The sequence below is a fragment of the Hoeflea sp. EC-HK425 genome (assembly GCF_902498795.1).
GTDB classification, from domain to species: domain Bacteria; phylum Pseudomonadota; class Alphaproteobacteria; order Rhizobiales; family Rhizobiaceae; genus Hoeflea; species Hoeflea alexandrii.
In genome coordinates this window covers 1597739-1612512 of sequence record NZ_LR701572.1, presented here as the reverse complement: position 1 = coordinate 1612512, position 14774 = coordinate 1597739, and the positions used below count along the sequence as shown (strand labels likewise).

The following is a 14774-nucleotide window of genomic DNA, read 5'->3' as shown; positions in this document are numbered from 1 at the left end:
GGCCAATGTAGCCGCCCCCACCAATTGTCATAAGTCCGCAGAAGCGAGATTACTGCGGCAGCTGGTCGTCGATGCCCTTGACGTAGAAGTTCAGGCCGGCGAGTTCGCCGTCTTCGGCAACAACACCATCAGCCAGCCATTCCGAACCGTCCTGCTTCATGATCGGGCCGGTGAACGGGTGGAATTCGCCCGAGGTGATTTTCGCCTGGGTTTCTTCCGCCATCGCCTTAACATCGTCAGGCATGTTGGTGTAGGGCGCCATCACGACGTGGCCCTCGGCCATGCCGGCCCAGGTCCGCGACTGTTCCCAGGTGCCGTCGAGAACCGCGCTGATGCGTTCGACATAATACGGGCCCCAGTCATCGATGATGGAGGTAAGCTGTGTTTCCGGACCGAAGGCGATCATGTCTGATGCCTGGCCGAAGGCATGTGCACCGCGCTCGGCGGCAACCTGCATCGGTGCTGTGGAATCGGTGTGCTGGGTCAGGATGTCGACACCCTGGTCGAGCAGCGCCTTGGCCGCATCGGCTTCCTTGCCCGGATCAAACCAGGTGTTGACCCAAACGACCTTGAGCTTGAAGTCCGGATTGATCGACTGCGCGCCCAGCATGAACGAGTTGATGCCCTGGACAACTTCCGGGATCGGGAACGAGGCGATGTAGCCGGCCATTCCGGCTTCCGACACCTTGGCGGCGATCTGACCGATCACATAGCGTCCCTGGAAGAACTTCGAGTCATAAGTCGCAACGTTGGGATGGTCGGTCTTGTAACCTGTTGCGTGCTCGAACTTCACATCCGGAAAATCCTTGGCAACCTTGTTGGTCGGATCCATGTAGCCGAACGAAGTTGTGAATATGATGTTACAGCCGGAACGGGCGAAACGCTCGATGGCGCGCTCGGAATCCGCGCCTTCCGGCACGCTTTCCAGATAGGCGGTTTCAAGCTTGTCGCCGAGTTTTTCTTCCGCATATAGACGGCCCTGATCGTGCTGATAGGACCAGCCGAAGTCACCCACCGGGCCGACATAGATGAAACAGGCCTTGACCTTGTCCATGCCCGCGGCGCTTGCTGGAGCTGAGATGCCGGCGAGCGCAGTGGCCGCGGCAAGGAGAAGAAGTGTTTTTTTCATTGGGTTCACCCTGTCTGGTTGGTTGTTGACATCATGCCGGGGGTATTTTGCCTACCTTTCCGGCACAAAGGATTTGCCGAGCGAAGCCGGCGTGTTGATGAGCGTCATCCTGCGATTCAGCGATATGATCACCAGTACCGCAATCGTGGCGAGGTAGGGAAGAGCCGAGAGAAATTGTGAAGGAATTCCCAGACCCAGCGCCTGTGCGTGCAATTGCCCGATCGAGACCGCTCCGAACAGATAGGCACCGGCGAGCACCCGGGTTGGCCGCCAGGAGGCGAACACCACCAGCGCCAGCGCGATCCAACCGCGCCCGGCAGTCATGTTCTCCACCCATTGCGGCGTGTAGACGATGGACAGGTGAGCCCCCGCAAGTCCCGCGCAGGCGCCACCGAACATGACCGCCAGATAGCGCGTACGCACGACCTTGACCCCCAGCGCATGTGCCGAGGTATGGCTGTCACCGATGGCTCTGAGCCTTAGCCCCGCACGGCTCCTGAACAGGAACCAGTTCACGCCGATCACCGCGATGATCGAGGTGTAGAAGATCGGGTCCTGGGAAAACAGCAAGCGTCCGAAGAACGGTATGTCGGAGAGAAGCGGGATCTCGATTGCCGCCAGCTTCAGGCCGGGAAGTCCGATGAAGGCTTCCCCGATCATGCCCGACAGACCGAGCCCGAGGATGGTCAGCGCCAGGCCGGTCGCCACCTGGTTTGCCACCAGTGTCAGTGTCAGGAACCCGAACAGCAGCGAGAACAGCATGCCCGCGACCAGTCCGCCAAGGGCGCCGAGCCCGGCCGACCCCGTCAGTTGCGCGATGGCGAAGGCCGCGACCGCGCCCATGATCATCATGCCCTCGACACCCAGATTGAGAACGCCGGAACGCTCGACGACCAGTTCGCCAATGGCCGCCAGCAGCAGCGGCGTGGCGGCGGTCATGATCGTCAGGATGATTGCCTGGGTCATATCCATCAGGCGGCACTCCCCTTCTGTGCTGAGCCGAAGACCAGCCGGATGCGGTAATGGATCAACGTGTCGCATCCCAGCACGAAGAACAAAAGCAAGCCCTGGAACAGCCGGGTGACCTTGTCGGTGATGCCGATCGAGATCTGCGCCGCCTCGCCGCCAAGATAGGTCAGCGCCAGAATAAGCCCTGCCGCAACGATCCCCAGAGGATTGAGCCGCCCGAGGAAGGCCACGATAATGGCCGTGAAACCGTAGCCCGGCGAAATCACCGGGCGGAGCTGGCCGATGGCGCCCGACACTTCCGATATGCCGGCGAGGCCTGCAAGAGCACCGGAGATCAGAAAGGCGAAATAGACCATCTTCTTGTCGGAGAAGCCGGCAAACCGCCCTGCCCGCGCCGACTGGCCGAGCACGCTGATCTCGAACCCCTTGAGCGTCCGGCGCATGATGAACCAGAGCACCAGCGCCGCAATCAGCGCGAAACCGAAGCCCCAATGGGTCTTTCCGGTCTCGATGATCCTCGGCAAGATCGCGTTATCGGCAAAATTGCGGGTTTCGGGAAAATTGAAGCCTTCCGGATTGCGCCACGGGCCGCGGACCGTCCAGTCGAGCAGCAGTTGCGCGACATAGACCAGCATCAGGCTGGTCAGGATTTCGTTGGTGTTGAGCCGTGCTTTCAGGAAGGCCGGAATCGCCGCATAGGCGGCTCCCCCGATCATTGCGCAGATAAGCATCAGCGGCAGCATCAGCGTTGACTCCCAACCATGGAACACCACCGGCAAAACCGATCCTGCCATCGCCCCGATGATGAACTGGCCTTCCGCACCGATGTTCCAGTTGTTGGAACGGTAACAGACCGACAGGCCGACAGCGATCAGGATCAGCGGCGCCGCCTTGATAGCCAGTTCATGCAGTGACCAGACCTCGGTCAGCGGCTCGATGAAGAAGCTGTAGAGCGCAGAGACCGGATCCTTTCCAAGCGAGACGAAGAGGATCACGCCCGCAATCAGGGTCAGCCCCAGTGCAATGAACGGCGACAGCACCGAAAACAGCGCCGACATGTTTTCACGTTTTTTCAGCTCAATGCGCATGGACGGCCTCCGCGTGAGCCTGGCCGGTTCCATCGTGGAAACCGCCCATCAACAGGCCGATCCGCTCTCGCGTCATGGTCGACGCGGGCTCGGGAGAGGAAAGCCGGCCCTCATTGATGACCGCGATGCGGCTTGCAATTTCAAACACTTCATCAAGGTCCTGGCTGATGACAACCACGGCGGAACCGCTCTTGGCGAGGTCGATCAGAGCCTGGCGAATGCGGCTCGCGGCACCTGCGTCAACGCCCCAGGTCGGTTGGTTGACCACCAGCACTACCGGCTGCCGGTCAAGTTCGCGCCCGACAATGAATTTCTGCAGATTGCCGCCCGACAAAGACCCTGCTGCCGGGTCTTCACCGGATTTGCGTACATCCATGGCCTCGCAGATGCGTTTGGCGGCCTTTGCCACGGCACCGGTGTTTATCAGCCCCAGTGGTCCGCCGGAGAGAAATGTCGCGCTGTCGGATGTATGGCGTGACAGTACCAGATTGGCGGTCAGCGGCATTTCGGTGACGGCCGCGTGGCCATGCCGTTCCTCCGGCACGAAGCCACAGCCGAGCAGCCGCCGCTCGGTGATCCCCATCCGGCCCGCCGACTTGCCACGGATCCGGATTGCGTCGGCGTCGCCAACCTTCTCTTCGCCCGAGAGAACGTCGAACAGTTCGCTCTGGCCATTGCCTGCGACACCGGCGATCGCGACGATTTCGCCGGCCTTTACCGAAAGATCGATATCCCTGAGCGCCACCGCAAACGGCGAGCGTGACGGGGCACTCAGATTGCGGACCTCGATCAGCGTCTCGCCCGGTTCACCCAGGCCGGCGCCGGAGATTTCGGCCACCTCGCCGCCCACCATCATCCGGGCAAGCGACGACGGCGTTTCCTGTCTCGGATCGCATGCCCCGGTGACCTTGCCATGACGCAGGACGGTGGCCCGGTCGCAGATCCGCTGAACCTCCTCAAGGCGGTGGGAAATGTAGAGAACCGAACGCCCTTCCGCTTTCAGCTTGGCAAGCGTTTCAAACAGCTTGTCGGCCTCCTGCGGCGTCAGCACCGAAGTCGGCTCATCAAGGATGATCAGCTCCGGGTTTTGCAACAAAGAACGGACAATCTCGATCCTCTGGCGTTCCCCGACCGACAGGTCGGCGACATGCGCGGACGGATCCAGCGGCAGGCCGTATTCGAGTGAAAGCCGCCTTGCCTCTTCGGAGATCCGGTCAATCGGAACGTTGCCGTCAAGCGCAAGCGCGATGTTCTCAGCGACAGTCAGCGCCTCGAACAACGAGAAATGCTGGAAAACCATGCCGATACCCGTCGCGCGGGCCTCTCCCGGGCTGCCGATTGTCACCGGGTTGCCTTTCCAGAGAATGCCGCCGGCACTGGGATCAAGCACGCCGAACAACATTTTTACCAGCGTTGATTTGCCCGCGCCGTTTTCCCCCAGCAATGCATGGATTTCGCCCGGAGCAATAGAGAGATCGATTTCGTCACAAGCCCGGAGGCTTCCAAAAATCTTGGTCAGCCCTCTTGTTTCCAGAAGCGGCGCTTCGGTTTGCTCGTTGATCACGTCACCCCCTGACTTCATCACCTGCGGAATCGCTCAGTTTTGAGGCATTATCTCCGCAAGCACAAGAAACAAGCTTCACCATGTGGTCGGGAAATTCAAGTGAGCGAATTCCGACCAGGCCATCGTCGCAGATCCCACCAAACGCAATATTTTTGCGTCGCACAAGTGGGGCTCGTTTGAAAACTACAAGCAATTTCAACGCTCGCGTTTCAAGACCCTTCGAAAAAAGCAGCAGCCGCCGCCTTTTCTCAAGATTATCCTGAGAGTGTTTCAGCGCGTATTGCTGGAGTTCACCGCCGCTGTCATGGCAGCAGAACCGTCGTACCGGTGGTCTTGCGTCCTTCCAGATCGCTGTGCGCCTGGGCGGCTTCAGCCAAGGGGTAGCGTTGATTGATGTCGATCTTGACGACGCCGCGCGAAACCACGTCGAACAGCGCGTTGGCCGATGCTTCCAGTTCCGGGCGCGTCGCAATGTAGGTGAACAGCGTCGGTCGGGTGGCGTAGAGCGACCCCTTCTGCGAAAGAATACCGATATTGAACGGCTCGATCGGACCCGACGACTGGCCGAAGCTGGCCCACAGACCGCGCGGCCTCAGGCAGTCGAGCGAACCGGGAAATGTGTCCTTGCCGACGGAATCATAAACCACGTCGGCACCCTTGCCGCCGGTGATCTCCCTGACCCTCTCGACGAAGTCCTCGGTTCGGTAGTTGATGACGTGATCGTAGCCGTTGGCCGAAGCCAGTTCCGCCTTCTCGCTGGACCCGACGGTTCCGATTACGGTCGCGCCAAGCGCCTTTGCCCATTGGCCGACTATCAGGCCGACGCCCCCGGCTGCCGCATGATACAGGATCGTGTCGCCCGGCTTGACGTCATAGGTACGCCGAAGCAGGTACTCGGCTGTCATTCCCTTGAGCATCATGCTGGCGGCCACATCAAGCGCGATGTCGTTGGGAACCTTGACGATTTTCGTCGCCTCGATCACGCGCTCCTGCGCGTAGGCACCGATCGGTCCTGCATAGGCAATCCGGTCGCCCTCCTTGAAAAGGCTGACACCTTCGCCAACGGCTGTAACGACGCCGGCGCCTTCATTTCCCGGAACCAGCGGCAAGCCCTGCGGTGCGGGATAAAGCCCGGTGCGAAAATAGACATCGATGAAGTTGAGGCCGACCGCTTCCTGACGGATCCGCACCTCTCCCGGACCAGGATTCCCGACCTCGTGATCACGCCATTCCAGAACTTCCGGTCCGCCATGCTTGGAAACAACGATTGCCTTCATGTGGGTGTCCTCTCTTACGGTCTCGGCTTGCGCCGATTGTTATCTCTCATGCGGGCTGCGATCAGCGCCGCCCCAACCCCGGAAACAGCTGCATGATCCCGCCAATCACAAACAGATAGGCTCCGGTCAGCATCACCGCCCACATCAGCCAGTCCGGGCTCTGGAAGTGCAACAGCAGCGCGTATCCCGAGAGCACCGACCAGACTGCGAAAACCGTAAGATTGACCGGCCGCAAGCGTACAACCCGCACCGGGTGCAGAAAATTGATCGGCAGGAAGGTCATGAAAACTGCCGCCAACACGATCAGGAAAGCCACGATCTCGGAAGGATTGGTGACAAACAGGGTGAACACCAGCATGTTCCAGACCACCGGAAAGCCCGAGAAGAAGTTTTCGTCCGTCTTCATGCCCATGTCAGCGTAATAGATCGCGCTCGACACCACGATCAGTCCGGCGGCGACGAAGGACAGCGGCTCGCCGATCATGCCGCTCTGGTAGAGTGCGAAAGCCGGTATCAGGACGTAAGTCACGTAATCGATGACATTGTCGAGCATGGTGCCGGACCAGTTCGGCAGCACTTCCTTGACATTGAGCTTGCGCGCGATCGGCCCGTCGATGCCGTCAATCAGCATGGCGACCGCAAGCCACCACCACATATCGACAAACCGCTCTTCTGCAGCCGCCACCAGAGCAAGGAACGCCATGAACGAGCCGCTGGCGGTCAGGATATGAACCGAAAACGCCCTGATCTCCGCGTAGGGAACGCGGCGGTATTTGAATGGAAGCTTCATGCCGCCAACGCCTCCCAGCGCAGTCTCAGTTCGGGCCGCTCCAGTCGAGGGCGCAGATTTCGGCCGAGCGGCCGGCAAAGTTCCAGTTGCGGCCAAAGGCGCGCATCTTGGAACGTTCGGATTTAGCCACGATGATTTCCGGCGCAATCCAGTATTCGGAATTGCTGATCACCGTATCCTCGCCGTGGTTCTTGCCCGGTATCGGCGAAACGATCCCGTCGATGATTTTGGGAATCTTGACGATTCGCTTCTTGTCCTCGACCTCATAGCTGATCGGCTCCTGCTGCACACCGAGGAAATTGCCGACCAGGATGGAAAGCAGCGAAGTTGTTCCGCCAGCCTTGCCCGTAAAAATCTTGGTGAAGGCCTTGGTGGCGTAGATAGAGGCGCGCTTGTCGACAAACAGCCCGGCGGTCCAGTTGCCGCGGCTCATGTAGCCGGGGATCTCCATGATCAGGCCAAGATTGAGGCCGGAAAGATCGGTGTCGCCGTAATAGCCGTTATCAACCCGGAACCCCGCCCATGTCTGACAATAGCCCTCGGTGGGCGGATGCTGGCCGAGCGAGATCACGCAGGGGCAGAAAACTGTGCAATTGCACGAAAGCACCAGTTCACCCTTCAAAGCCCACTCTACATCAGCCATGAAACCTGTCTCCCTCAAGCCCTTGTTATTATGTCAGGGCGACCCATACCAGGACCGCTCCCCAGATACTTACTATCGCGCCGCCGGCTTTGGTTGTCACCCGCCCGGTTTCGGTTTTTTCGAGAAATGCGAACACCGTGAGCGCCGTCATCCAGACCACATTCATGCTGCCCACTGCAAGCATGATCAGCATCAATGCCCAGCAGCACCCGAGGCACCACACGCCCTGTTCGACACCGAGCCGGAAAACGCCGCCCACGGTTGTCTTCCAGCGGGCGAACAGGGTCGTGAACGGGTTGCGGCACTTCGTCAGGCATGCATGTTTCAAGGAGGTGAACTGGTAGAGCCCTGCGCCAATCAGGATGCCTCCTGCAATCAGGCCCTGGACCGGTCCGGTGGCCGATATGTCTGCGATCTGGACGATAGCCAATTGCACGGAGGTAAAGCCTATCGCGGCCAACGCCCAGACAAACAGGTAGCCCGCGGTCAGCACCACAGGATGAACCACCGGCTCGCCGCGGGCCGCAGCTGTGTCGGCGATCTCGGCATAGGTCCGGATCATCGGCGCGGCGGTCGGCAGCATCATCGCGGCGGCCATCGCAAACCACATGACGTAAAGTGCCAGTGCGGTGGAAAGAACGGGCCCCCCGGCGAGCCCGATTCCGGCATCCCCCGACAGGCACAAGGCCGCGATTGTTGCAGCAAATGAACCGGGTTCGAAGGGAAGATAGGGGGAAATCAGCGACATGCCCGGTCCGAGCGGATGAGCCGATCCCTGCAACTGCGCAACAGATCCGGCCATTCCCATCACGAACCACCAGGCGGCACCCGCAGTCAGCACAACCATTGCCAGCACTGGCCACAACGGACGCCGTGCAAGCCCGGCGATCATCCTGCCGGACCGGTCTAGCCGGTCAAAGCGGCCGTCGAGCGGGTCTGTGTTTGCACGGGGCGTGAACATGCGCCAAATGATCCCATGGAGTTCGTTCGTCTGGGGATGTAAAGGATGGATCAACCAGATGGCAATCGGTAACACGTTGAGAGGTCGAAGAATTGCAGCAGCATCATGATATTGCCGTCGTCGGCGGCGGCCTTGCCGGATCCGTGGCTGCGCTAGCCGCCGCTGCCGAGGGATGGCGCGTGGCCTTCATCGCACCGGCACCGCCGCGCCAGGATGGACGGACGACCGCCCTGCTGTCGGAATCGATCGACCTGCTTTCCCGCCTTGGCGTATGGGAAGATGTCCGCGGCGTTTCGGCGCCGTTGCGAACGATGCGGATTCTGGATGGCACCAGCCGCCTGTTCCGCGCCCCACCGGTGTCGTTCCGCTCGAGTGAAATCGATCTCGATGCCTTCGGCTACAACATTCCCAACCAGCCGCTTTTCTATGTGCTTCAGGAAGCAACGCGCAAGTCCGACCTGATCGAGCGGTACGAAAGCCCTTTGGTGGATGCCGAGCAGTCCGATGGCGCCGTCACCCTGTTTCTCGAAGACGGTACAGAGCTGACCGTGCTTGCAGCCCTCGCAGCTGACGGTCGTGGCTCGAGACTGCGCGAAGCGATCGGCATACGGGTCAAGACCTGGACATATCCGCAGACCGCTCTCGTGATGAACTTTTCGCACGGCATCGCCCACGCCGACACCTCGACCGAGTTTCACACCGAACAGGGTCCGTTCACCCAGGTTCCGCTGCCCGGCAAGCGCTCCAGCCTGGTCTGGGCCGTCCGGCCGGAGGACGTGGATGCAATCCTCGCCCTGCCCCGCGAAACACTCAACCGGGAGGTCGAAACAAGAATGCGTTCCATCCTTGGAGCGGTTGAGGTCGAGGGAAAGGTGCAGGCCTGGCCTCTGTCGAGCCTGATCGCGGACAGTTTCGGCACGGGACGAACCATGCTTGTTGGAGAAACCGGCCACGCCTTCCCGCCAATCGGAGCCCAGGGTCTCAATCTTGGCCTGCGCGACATCATGCAGGCCGTCAGCACGATTCTGGACGCCGGTGGACCACAGAACGCCGCGGAAGCCGTCCGATCCTTCAACCGTCAACGCCGCGCCGATGTCACCAGCCGGACAGCCGGGGTCGACCTGCTCAACCGGGCGCTTTTGAGTTCCTTCCTGCCGGTCCAGGCACTTCGCGCCGGCGGTCTGGCGGCATTGTCCGCCATTCCGCCGCTGCGGCTGCTTGCCATGCGCGAAGGCATGACACCTGGCTGGCGCCGCAGTGGCCTTGCGAAATCAGGATCCCAGCGCTTGTAGCATCACTTTCATAAATGTCTGCAGGAACCTGAAATCACAATATTTCATAATTCTAAAACACCTCTCAACGAGGAATTCTGTCCGTTCAGCCGGGAAAGAGATCGGGCGGCAAGGTGCCGCTGGTGATCAACCACAGCAGAACTGAGACGCTGCCGACACTGCAGACGGTGGTGACCAGCACGGTGGCGGAAGCGCGCTCGACCCATGTCGAGTACTGCTGGGCAATGACAAACACATTGGTTGCGGTCGGCAGAGAGGCCAGCAGCACCGCAGTGTAGACCCAGACCGGTTCGAAATCGCCGATCAGGCTCAGGCCCAGATACATCATCACCGGATGGGCGATCAGTTTCATCGGCACGATGAAGCCCAGCTCCACCGGTACCCGCTTGAGCGGCCTGAGCGCCAGCGTCACTCCCATCGCAAACAGGGCGCAGGGTGCAGCCGCCTGGGCAAGATAGTCGATCAGCCGTCCGACCGGGAGCGGCGGCACGAACTCGATCCAGGCGGCGGCAACACCGACTATCGTTGCCAGGATGAAGGGATGAAGGGCTATCTTGCGCACGACACCAAGCGCCAGCGCCCCCGGGCTGCGGTGGTCGCCGCCCGAAAGCGCCATCATCATCGGAGCGATGGTGAAATGCATGATGTTCTCGAAGCAGAAAATCAGTGCCACCGGCACCGCGGCCGGTTCCCCGAAGGCCAGAATGGCGATGCCCGGGCCCATGTATCCAATGTTGCCGTAGGCGCCCGCAAGCCCCTGGATCGTGGCTTCGCCGATCAGTGCACGGCGAACGAGGATGCTTGCGGCAAAGACCAGAGCGAACACCGTATAGGTGACCACCATGCTGGTCAGCACGTAGTCCCAGCGCGCCAGCTGTTCGATAGGGGTGCGCGACAGGAGCTTGAAAAACAGCGCCGGCAGCGACACATAAATGATGAAGGTATTGAGCCAGCCCATCGCCTCCTGGGGCTGCCGGGTAATCCGCGCGGCAATGTAGCCAAGCAGGATCAGCCCGAAAAACGGCAGCACCAGACCAGTGATTTCAGCCATGCTTGATACCCGCCTGCGCTCTTAATACATTGCCTAAGCGATTGAAGGGGGTAGGTTCCCGGCGCTGCGCCGTCAAGGCCAAACAGTTGAACTTCTGTCCACGGTTCCCATCTTAAAGGGCAAAGGAACAAAGACATGCAGCTCAAAGAAGCCAAATTTCAGATCGGACAAATCGTCAAACACCGGATCTTTCCGTTCCGGGGGGTCATTTTCGATGTCGACCCGGTCTATGCCAACACCGAAGAATGGTGGAACGCGATTCCCGAGCAGGTGCGCCCGCGCAAGGACCAGCCATTCTATCACCTTCTCGCGGAGAACGATGAGACCGAATACGTGGCCTATGTATCGGAGCAGAACCTGCTGATCGATGACAGCGACCACCCGGTGCGCCACCCGCAGCTGGGCGATTTCTTCGAGGCCCAGGTCGATGGCGTCTACAAGCCCAAGGAGCGGATCAGCCACTGATTCAAGAGATCTGCCGGCAGCGCTCTTGAACAACAAAAAGGCCCGGATGCGTGATGCATCCGGGCCTTTTTGTTGAAAACCGCTTGGATCAGTTTTTCTTGGCTGCCGCCTGTGCCTCTTCAAGCTTCTTGCGGGCTTCCTCGGCCTTCTTGGCCATTTCTTCCTGCAGCAGGCGCTGGCGCTCCTGAAGTTCGGACTGGGCGATCGGATCGCCGTCCCAGGCCTGGGTAAAGCCCTCGAGCGAAATCTTCAGTGGGTTCGGCGTACGCTGGTAATTGACCGACGTCAGAACCAGTTCGCCGCCCTTCTTGAACGATGACACCATGGCGTCGGTCAGCAGAATTTCCGCGACGCAGGTTTCGGGCATGCAGATCGCATACTCGACGCGCTGGGCCTGGCCGCCATCAACCTGCAGGTTGACGCCGGGCTGGATCAGGCGCGCTGTCGGCACTGTGACCTGCATGATCATGCGGTTCACCTTGCCGGTCACATTGATCAGGCCGACCGCGGTCAGCAACTGGCCTGTGGGAGCCGTGACGATGTTCTGAACAATGCAGACATCATTGTCTTCCTGCTTGGTGCAGGTCTTGTACCAGCCCTGGTTGGCACCCTGAGCGGAAGCGGACGCAGGCATGAACGCGGCGGCCAGACCAACCGACATGGCGGCTGCGAAAAGGGTCTTAGTGATGGCGGTCATTTGTTTCCATTACTCCTGAGTTGCAGCCCGCGGGGCAGCGTAGGGTTCGCGCGGATGAGGCGCCCTCTTGTATCTGTCGCGCCTTCTCGATCGAAAATGCGGCAACAGCAAGGCTTGTTTCGCGTTCCTGTTAGCGCGTGAAGACGCCAATATCCAGCCCGCGGCAGGACTTGAACCAAAAAAAACCGGCGGCGCCCGGTCAATGGTGGCCTGTGCCGGATGGCGCGTATATTCTCGCGGCGGGATTCGGCGCCACAGCAACCACGGGGCGGAACTGGAAACATGCCCAGGAGGATCGGAATGAACCAATTGCTTCGGACGCTGGCCATTGTCGCTGGGGTGATCATGGCTGGTCTGCCAAGAGCTCATGCCGAGCCTGTACATGCCATCGCCATGCATGGGGAACCGGCATTGCCGGCGGGTTTCAACCATCTGCCCTATGTCAATCCGGATGCGCCCAAGGGCGGAAAGGTGACCTATGGCGTGGTCGGAACCTTCGACAGCGTCCGTCCCTTCATCGTCAAGAGCATGCGGACCACTGCGCGCGGTCTGGCCGATCCGGTTTTCGGCAACCTCGTCTACGAAACGCTGATGGCCCGTTCCCAGGACGAACCATTCACGCTCTATGGGCTTTTGGCCGAGACAGTGGAGTGGGACGAAGAGCGCAGTTTCATCCAGTACAACATCAATCCAGCCGCGCGCTGGTCCGATGGTGAACCGGTTACCGCCGATGATGTCATCTTCACCATGGAACTGCTCAAGGAGAAGGGCCGTCCGCCCTACAGCACCCGCCTCAACCGCGTGGCAAGCATGGAAAAGGTCGGCCCGCTCTCGGTCAGGTTCACCTTCAACGAGAATTCCAACCGCGAGTTTCCGCTGATCCTGTCACTGTCGCCGGTGTTGCCAAAGCATGCCACCGAGGTGGAGACCTTTGACCAGTCGACACTCACACCAGGGATCGGTTCGGGTCCCTACATCGTCAGCGAAGTCAAGCCGGGCGAACGCATCACCTATACGCGCCGGGATGACTACTGGGCAAAGGATCTGCCGGTCAAACGTGGACTCGACAATTACGACCAGATCGCGGTTGAGTATTTCCTCTCCGAAACCGCTCAGTTCGAGGCGTTCAAGAAAGGCGTCTTCGATGTCTATCCCGATGGCAGCGCCACCAACTGGTCACGCGGCTATGACTTCCCGGCGGTGACGTCGGGTGAAATCTTGCGCAAGGAGTATGAGAGCCGCACGCCGTCGGGCATGTACGGGTTTGTCTTCAACAGCCGCAGGCCGCTGTTTGAGGATGTCCGGGTCCGCCGCGCGCTGACCATGCTCTTCGATTTCGAATGGGCCAATCGCAGTCTTTACGACAACACTTACAAGCGCACCCATTCCTTCTGGGACGGGTCGGACCTTTCGAGCTACGGCAGGCCCGCCGATCAGCGCGAACGTGAGATCCTGGCCCCCTTCCCCGATGCAGTGTCGGCTGACATTCTAGACGGAACCTGGGTCCTTCCTGTCACCGACGGTTCGGGCCGCGACCGCAAGGTCCAGCGGGCGGCGCTGACACTGCTGCAGGAAGCCGGCTACCGGATCCAGGACGGCAAGCTGCTGGATGGAAACGGAAATCATTTTGCCTTTGACCTGATGACCCAGAACGAGGGACAGGAGAAGCTTGCGATCGCCTTCCAGCGCTCGCTTGCCGCGCTCGGCATCGACATGTCGATCCGCACTGTTGACGATGCGCAATACCAGCAGCGCTCGCAGACCTTCGACTACGACATGATCATGAAGGCCTTCTCATCGTCGCTGTCGCCCGGTGCCGAGCAGATCAACCGCTGGGGGTCGGCCTCCCGTGACATCCAGGGCTCATTCAACTTCGCCGGCGCGGCCAGCCCGGCAATCGACGCCGCCATCGATTCCATGCTCAATGCCCGCACCGCGGATGATTTCCGCTCCTCCGTCCGCGCCTTTGACCGTGTCCTTCTGTCCGGGCATTATGTCATCCCGGCCTTCCACTTGGGCAAATCCTGGGTCGCGCATCGCAGCCGCATCGCCGAGCCCGATGCTGGCCCGCCGCTCTACGGCTATTATCTGCCGGCCTGGTGGGACAGCAGTGCGGCACAATGAGCCATTGAACTGACAGACACCCGAAAGGTGACCTTATGACCGCTCCCTCATTGACCATCGACGTTGTCTCGGACGTGATGTGCCCTTGGTGCTATATCGGCAAGCGCCGGCTTGAAGACGCTCTGGCGGAGGTTCGCAACGAGTTCGATGTGGAGGTCCGGTGGCGGCCCTACCAGCTCGATCCGACCCTCCCCAAGGAAGGCAAGGACCGGAAGCAGTATCTCGAAGACAAGTTCGGCGGTGCCACCGGAGCCGCGCAGGCCTACGCCACGGTTCGCGCAGCCGGTGAAGAAGAGGAAATTCCCTTTGCCTTCGACAAGATCAAGGTCTCGGCCAACACGCTCGACGCCCACCGGCTGATCCGCTGGGCCGGTTCCCTCGGGCTGCCCGCACAGCACCAGATGGTCGAACTGCTGTTCAAGGCCTATTTCGAAGATGGCAAGAGCCTTGGCGACGACGCCGTGCTGATCGAGGCCGCCGAACAGGTCGGGCTTGAGACGCCGGTGGTTGAGCGCTTGCTCTCGGGCGACGCCGATCGCGACACGGTCGCTGCCGAGATCGACCAGGCCCGTCAGATGGGTGTCACCGGGGTGCCCTGTTTCATCATCGACATGCAGTACGCGGTCGTCGGCGCCCAGTCCGCCGAGGCGCTGGCCGATGCCATGCGCAAGATCGTTGCCAGCCGAGGCAAGGAGGCAGCGGGGAACGACAACGGCTGAAGCGG

At 60.5% G+C, this 14774-nt stretch carries 14 protein-coding genes; 4 read left to right on the top strand and 10 right to left on the bottom strand.

What is annotated here, in order from left to right:
* Positions 1–49 precede the first annotated feature (49 nt).
* The 8 genes from SPHINGO391_RS10450 to SPHINGO391_RS10415 all read right to left on the bottom strand — a co-directional run bounded on the left by SPHINGO391_RS10450 (position 50) and on the right by SPHINGO391_RS10415 (position 8421).
* On the bottom strand, positions 50–1129 hold the full coding sequence (locus tag SPHINGO391_RS10450; RefSeq protein WP_152008773.1) for a BMP family ABC transporter substrate-binding protein: 1080 nt from the start codon (positions 1127–1129) through the stop codon (positions 50–52).
* Between the two features lie 51 nt (positions 1130–1180).
* Positions 1181–2101 carry an ABC transporter permease gene (locus SPHINGO391_RS10445; RefSeq protein ID WP_193217255.1) on the bottom strand — a complete coding sequence of 307 codons (921 nt, stop codon included), beginning with the start codon at positions 2099–2101 and terminating at the stop codon, positions 1181–1183.
* Positions 2101–3186 (bottom strand): ABC transporter permease, encoded by a 1086-nt coding sequence (locus SPHINGO391_RS10440; RefSeq protein WP_152008772.1) that lies wholly within the window; start codon positions 3184–3186, stop codon positions 2101–2103. Before SPHINGO391_RS10440 ends, SPHINGO391_RS10445 begins: the two co-directional genes overlap by 1 nt.
* Positions 3176–4720 (bottom strand): ABC transporter ATP-binding protein, encoded by a 1545-nt coding sequence (locus SPHINGO391_RS10435; RefSeq protein WP_244615395.1) that lies wholly within the window; start codon positions 4718–4720, stop codon positions 3176–3178. The genes SPHINGO391_RS10440 and SPHINGO391_RS10435 overlap by 11 nt, the downstream gene beginning before the upstream one ends.
* A 332-nt stretch (positions 4721–5052) precedes the next feature.
* Positions 5053–6027 (bottom strand): quinone oxidoreductase, encoded by a 975-nt coding sequence (locus SPHINGO391_RS10430; RefSeq protein ID WP_152008771.1) that lies wholly within the window; start codon positions 6025–6027, stop codon positions 5053–5055.
* A 61-nt stretch (positions 6028–6088) separates the two neighbouring features.
* Positions 6089–6817, bottom strand: coding sequence for a phosphatidylcholine synthase (gene pcsA, locus SPHINGO391_RS10425; RefSeq protein ID WP_152008770.1), 729 nt, complete (start codon positions 6815–6817; stop codon positions 6089–6091).
* Positions 6818–6842: 25 nt separating this feature from the next.
* Positions 6843–7460 (bottom strand): DUF1326 domain-containing protein, encoded by a 618-nt coding sequence (locus SPHINGO391_RS10420; RefSeq protein ID WP_152008769.1) that lies wholly within the window; start codon positions 7458–7460, stop codon positions 6843–6845.
* A gap of 28 nt (positions 7461–7488) precedes the next feature.
* Positions 7489–8421: a DUF2182 domain-containing protein gene (locus tag SPHINGO391_RS10415; RefSeq protein WP_152008768.1), complete on the bottom strand. Its 933-nt coding sequence runs from the start codon at positions 8419–8421 to the stop codon at positions 7489–7491.
* 92 nt (positions 8422–8513) lie between these two features.
* On the opposite strand from SPHINGO391_RS10415, the gene SPHINGO391_RS10410 reads away from it, so the two are divergent.
* Positions 8514–9713 carry a UbiH/UbiF family hydroxylase gene (locus SPHINGO391_RS10410; protein WP_152008767.1) on the top strand — a complete coding sequence of 400 codons (1200 nt, stop codon included), beginning with the start codon at positions 8514–8516 and terminating at the stop codon, positions 9711–9713.
* A gap of 85 nt (positions 9714–9798) precedes the next feature.
* Here SPHINGO391_RS10410 and SPHINGO391_RS10405 read toward each other — a convergent pair whose 3' ends face one another.
* Positions 9799–10764 (bottom strand): AEC family transporter, encoded by a 966-nt coding sequence (locus SPHINGO391_RS10405; protein ID WP_152008766.1) that lies wholly within the window; start codon positions 10762–10764, stop codon positions 9799–9801.
* Positions 10765–10899: 135 nt separating this feature from the next.
* Here SPHINGO391_RS10405 and hspQ point away from each other — a divergent pair, with 135 nt between their 5' ends.
* Positions 10900–11229 (top strand): heat shock protein HspQ, encoded by a 330-nt coding sequence (gene hspQ, locus SPHINGO391_RS10400; RefSeq protein WP_152008765.1) that lies wholly within the window; start codon positions 10900–10902, stop codon positions 11227–11229.
* Positions 11230–11317: 88 nt separating this feature from the next.
* On the opposite strand, the gene SPHINGO391_RS10395 is transcribed toward hspQ, so the two are convergent.
* Positions 11318–11926, bottom strand: a complete 609-nt coding sequence (locus SPHINGO391_RS10395; RefSeq protein WP_152008764.1) for an invasion associated locus B family protein — start codon at positions 11924–11926, stop codon at positions 11318–11320.
* Between the two features lie 345 nt (positions 11927–12271).
* Between SPHINGO391_RS10395 and SPHINGO391_RS10390 the strand changes: the two genes are divergently transcribed.
* Both SPHINGO391_RS10390 and SPHINGO391_RS10385 read left to right on the top strand, forming a co-directional pair.
* Positions 12272–14050: an extracellular solute-binding protein gene (locus tag SPHINGO391_RS10390; RefSeq protein WP_244615394.1), complete on the top strand. Its 1779-nt coding sequence runs from the start codon at positions 12272–12274 to the stop codon at positions 14048–14050.
* A gap of 35 nt (positions 14051–14085) precedes the next feature.
* The gene (locus SPHINGO391_RS10385; protein ID WP_152008762.1) at positions 14086–14769 is read left to right on the top strand and encodes a DsbA family oxidoreductase; all 684 of its coding nucleotides are present in this window, start codon (positions 14086–14088) and stop codon (positions 14767–14769) included.
* The last annotated feature ends 5 nt before the right edge of the window (positions 14770–14774 follow it).

Excerpts from the sequence above, each read along its gene's own strand:
- SPHINGO391_RS10415 (WP_152008768.1), bottom strand. The coding sequence starts at position 8,421 with ATGTTCACGCCCCGTGCAAACACAGACCCGCTCGACGGCCGCTTTGAC.
- SPHINGO391_RS10420 (WP_152008769.1), bottom strand. The coding sequence starts at position 7,460 with ATGGCTGATGTAGAGTGGGCTTTGAAGGGTGAACTGGTGCTTTCGTGC.
- hspQ (WP_152008765.1), top strand. The coding sequence starts at position 10,900 with ATGCAGCTCAAAGAAGCCAAATTTCAGATCGGACAAATCGTCAAACAC.
- SPHINGO391_RS10440 (WP_152008772.1), bottom strand. The coding sequence starts at position 3,186 with ATGCGCATTGAGCTGAAAAAACGTGAAAACATGTCGGCGCTGTTTTCG.
- SPHINGO391_RS10450 (WP_152008773.1), bottom strand. The coding sequence starts at position 1,129 with ATGAAAAAAACACTTCTTCTCCTTGCCGCGGCCACTGCGCTCGCCGGC.
- SPHINGO391_RS10395 (WP_152008764.1), bottom strand. The coding sequence starts at position 11,926 with ATGACCGCCATCACTAAGACCCTTTTCGCAGCCGCCATGTCGGTTGGT.
- SPHINGO391_RS10445 (WP_193217255.1), bottom strand. The coding sequence starts at position 2,101 with ATGGATATGACCCAGGCAATCATCCTGACGATCATGACCGCCGCCACG.
- SPHINGO391_RS10405 (WP_152008766.1), bottom strand. The coding sequence starts at position 10,764 with ATGGCTGAAATCACTGGTCTGGTGCTGCCGTTTTTCGGGCTGATCCTG.
- SPHINGO391_RS10385 (WP_152008762.1), top strand. The coding sequence starts at position 14,086 with ATGACCGCTCCCTCATTGACCATCGACGTTGTCTCGGACGTGATGTGC.
- SPHINGO391_RS10390 (WP_244615394.1), top strand. The coding sequence starts at position 12,272 with ATGGCTGGTCTGCCAAGAGCTCATGCCGAGCCTGTACATGCCATCGCC.
- SPHINGO391_RS10430 (WP_152008771.1), bottom strand. The coding sequence starts at position 6,027 with ATGAAGGCAATCGTTGTTTCCAAGCATGGCGGACCGGAAGTTCTGGAA.
- pcsA (WP_152008770.1), bottom strand. The coding sequence starts at position 6,817 with ATGAAGCTTCCATTCAAATACCGCCGCGTTCCCTACGCGGAGATCAGG.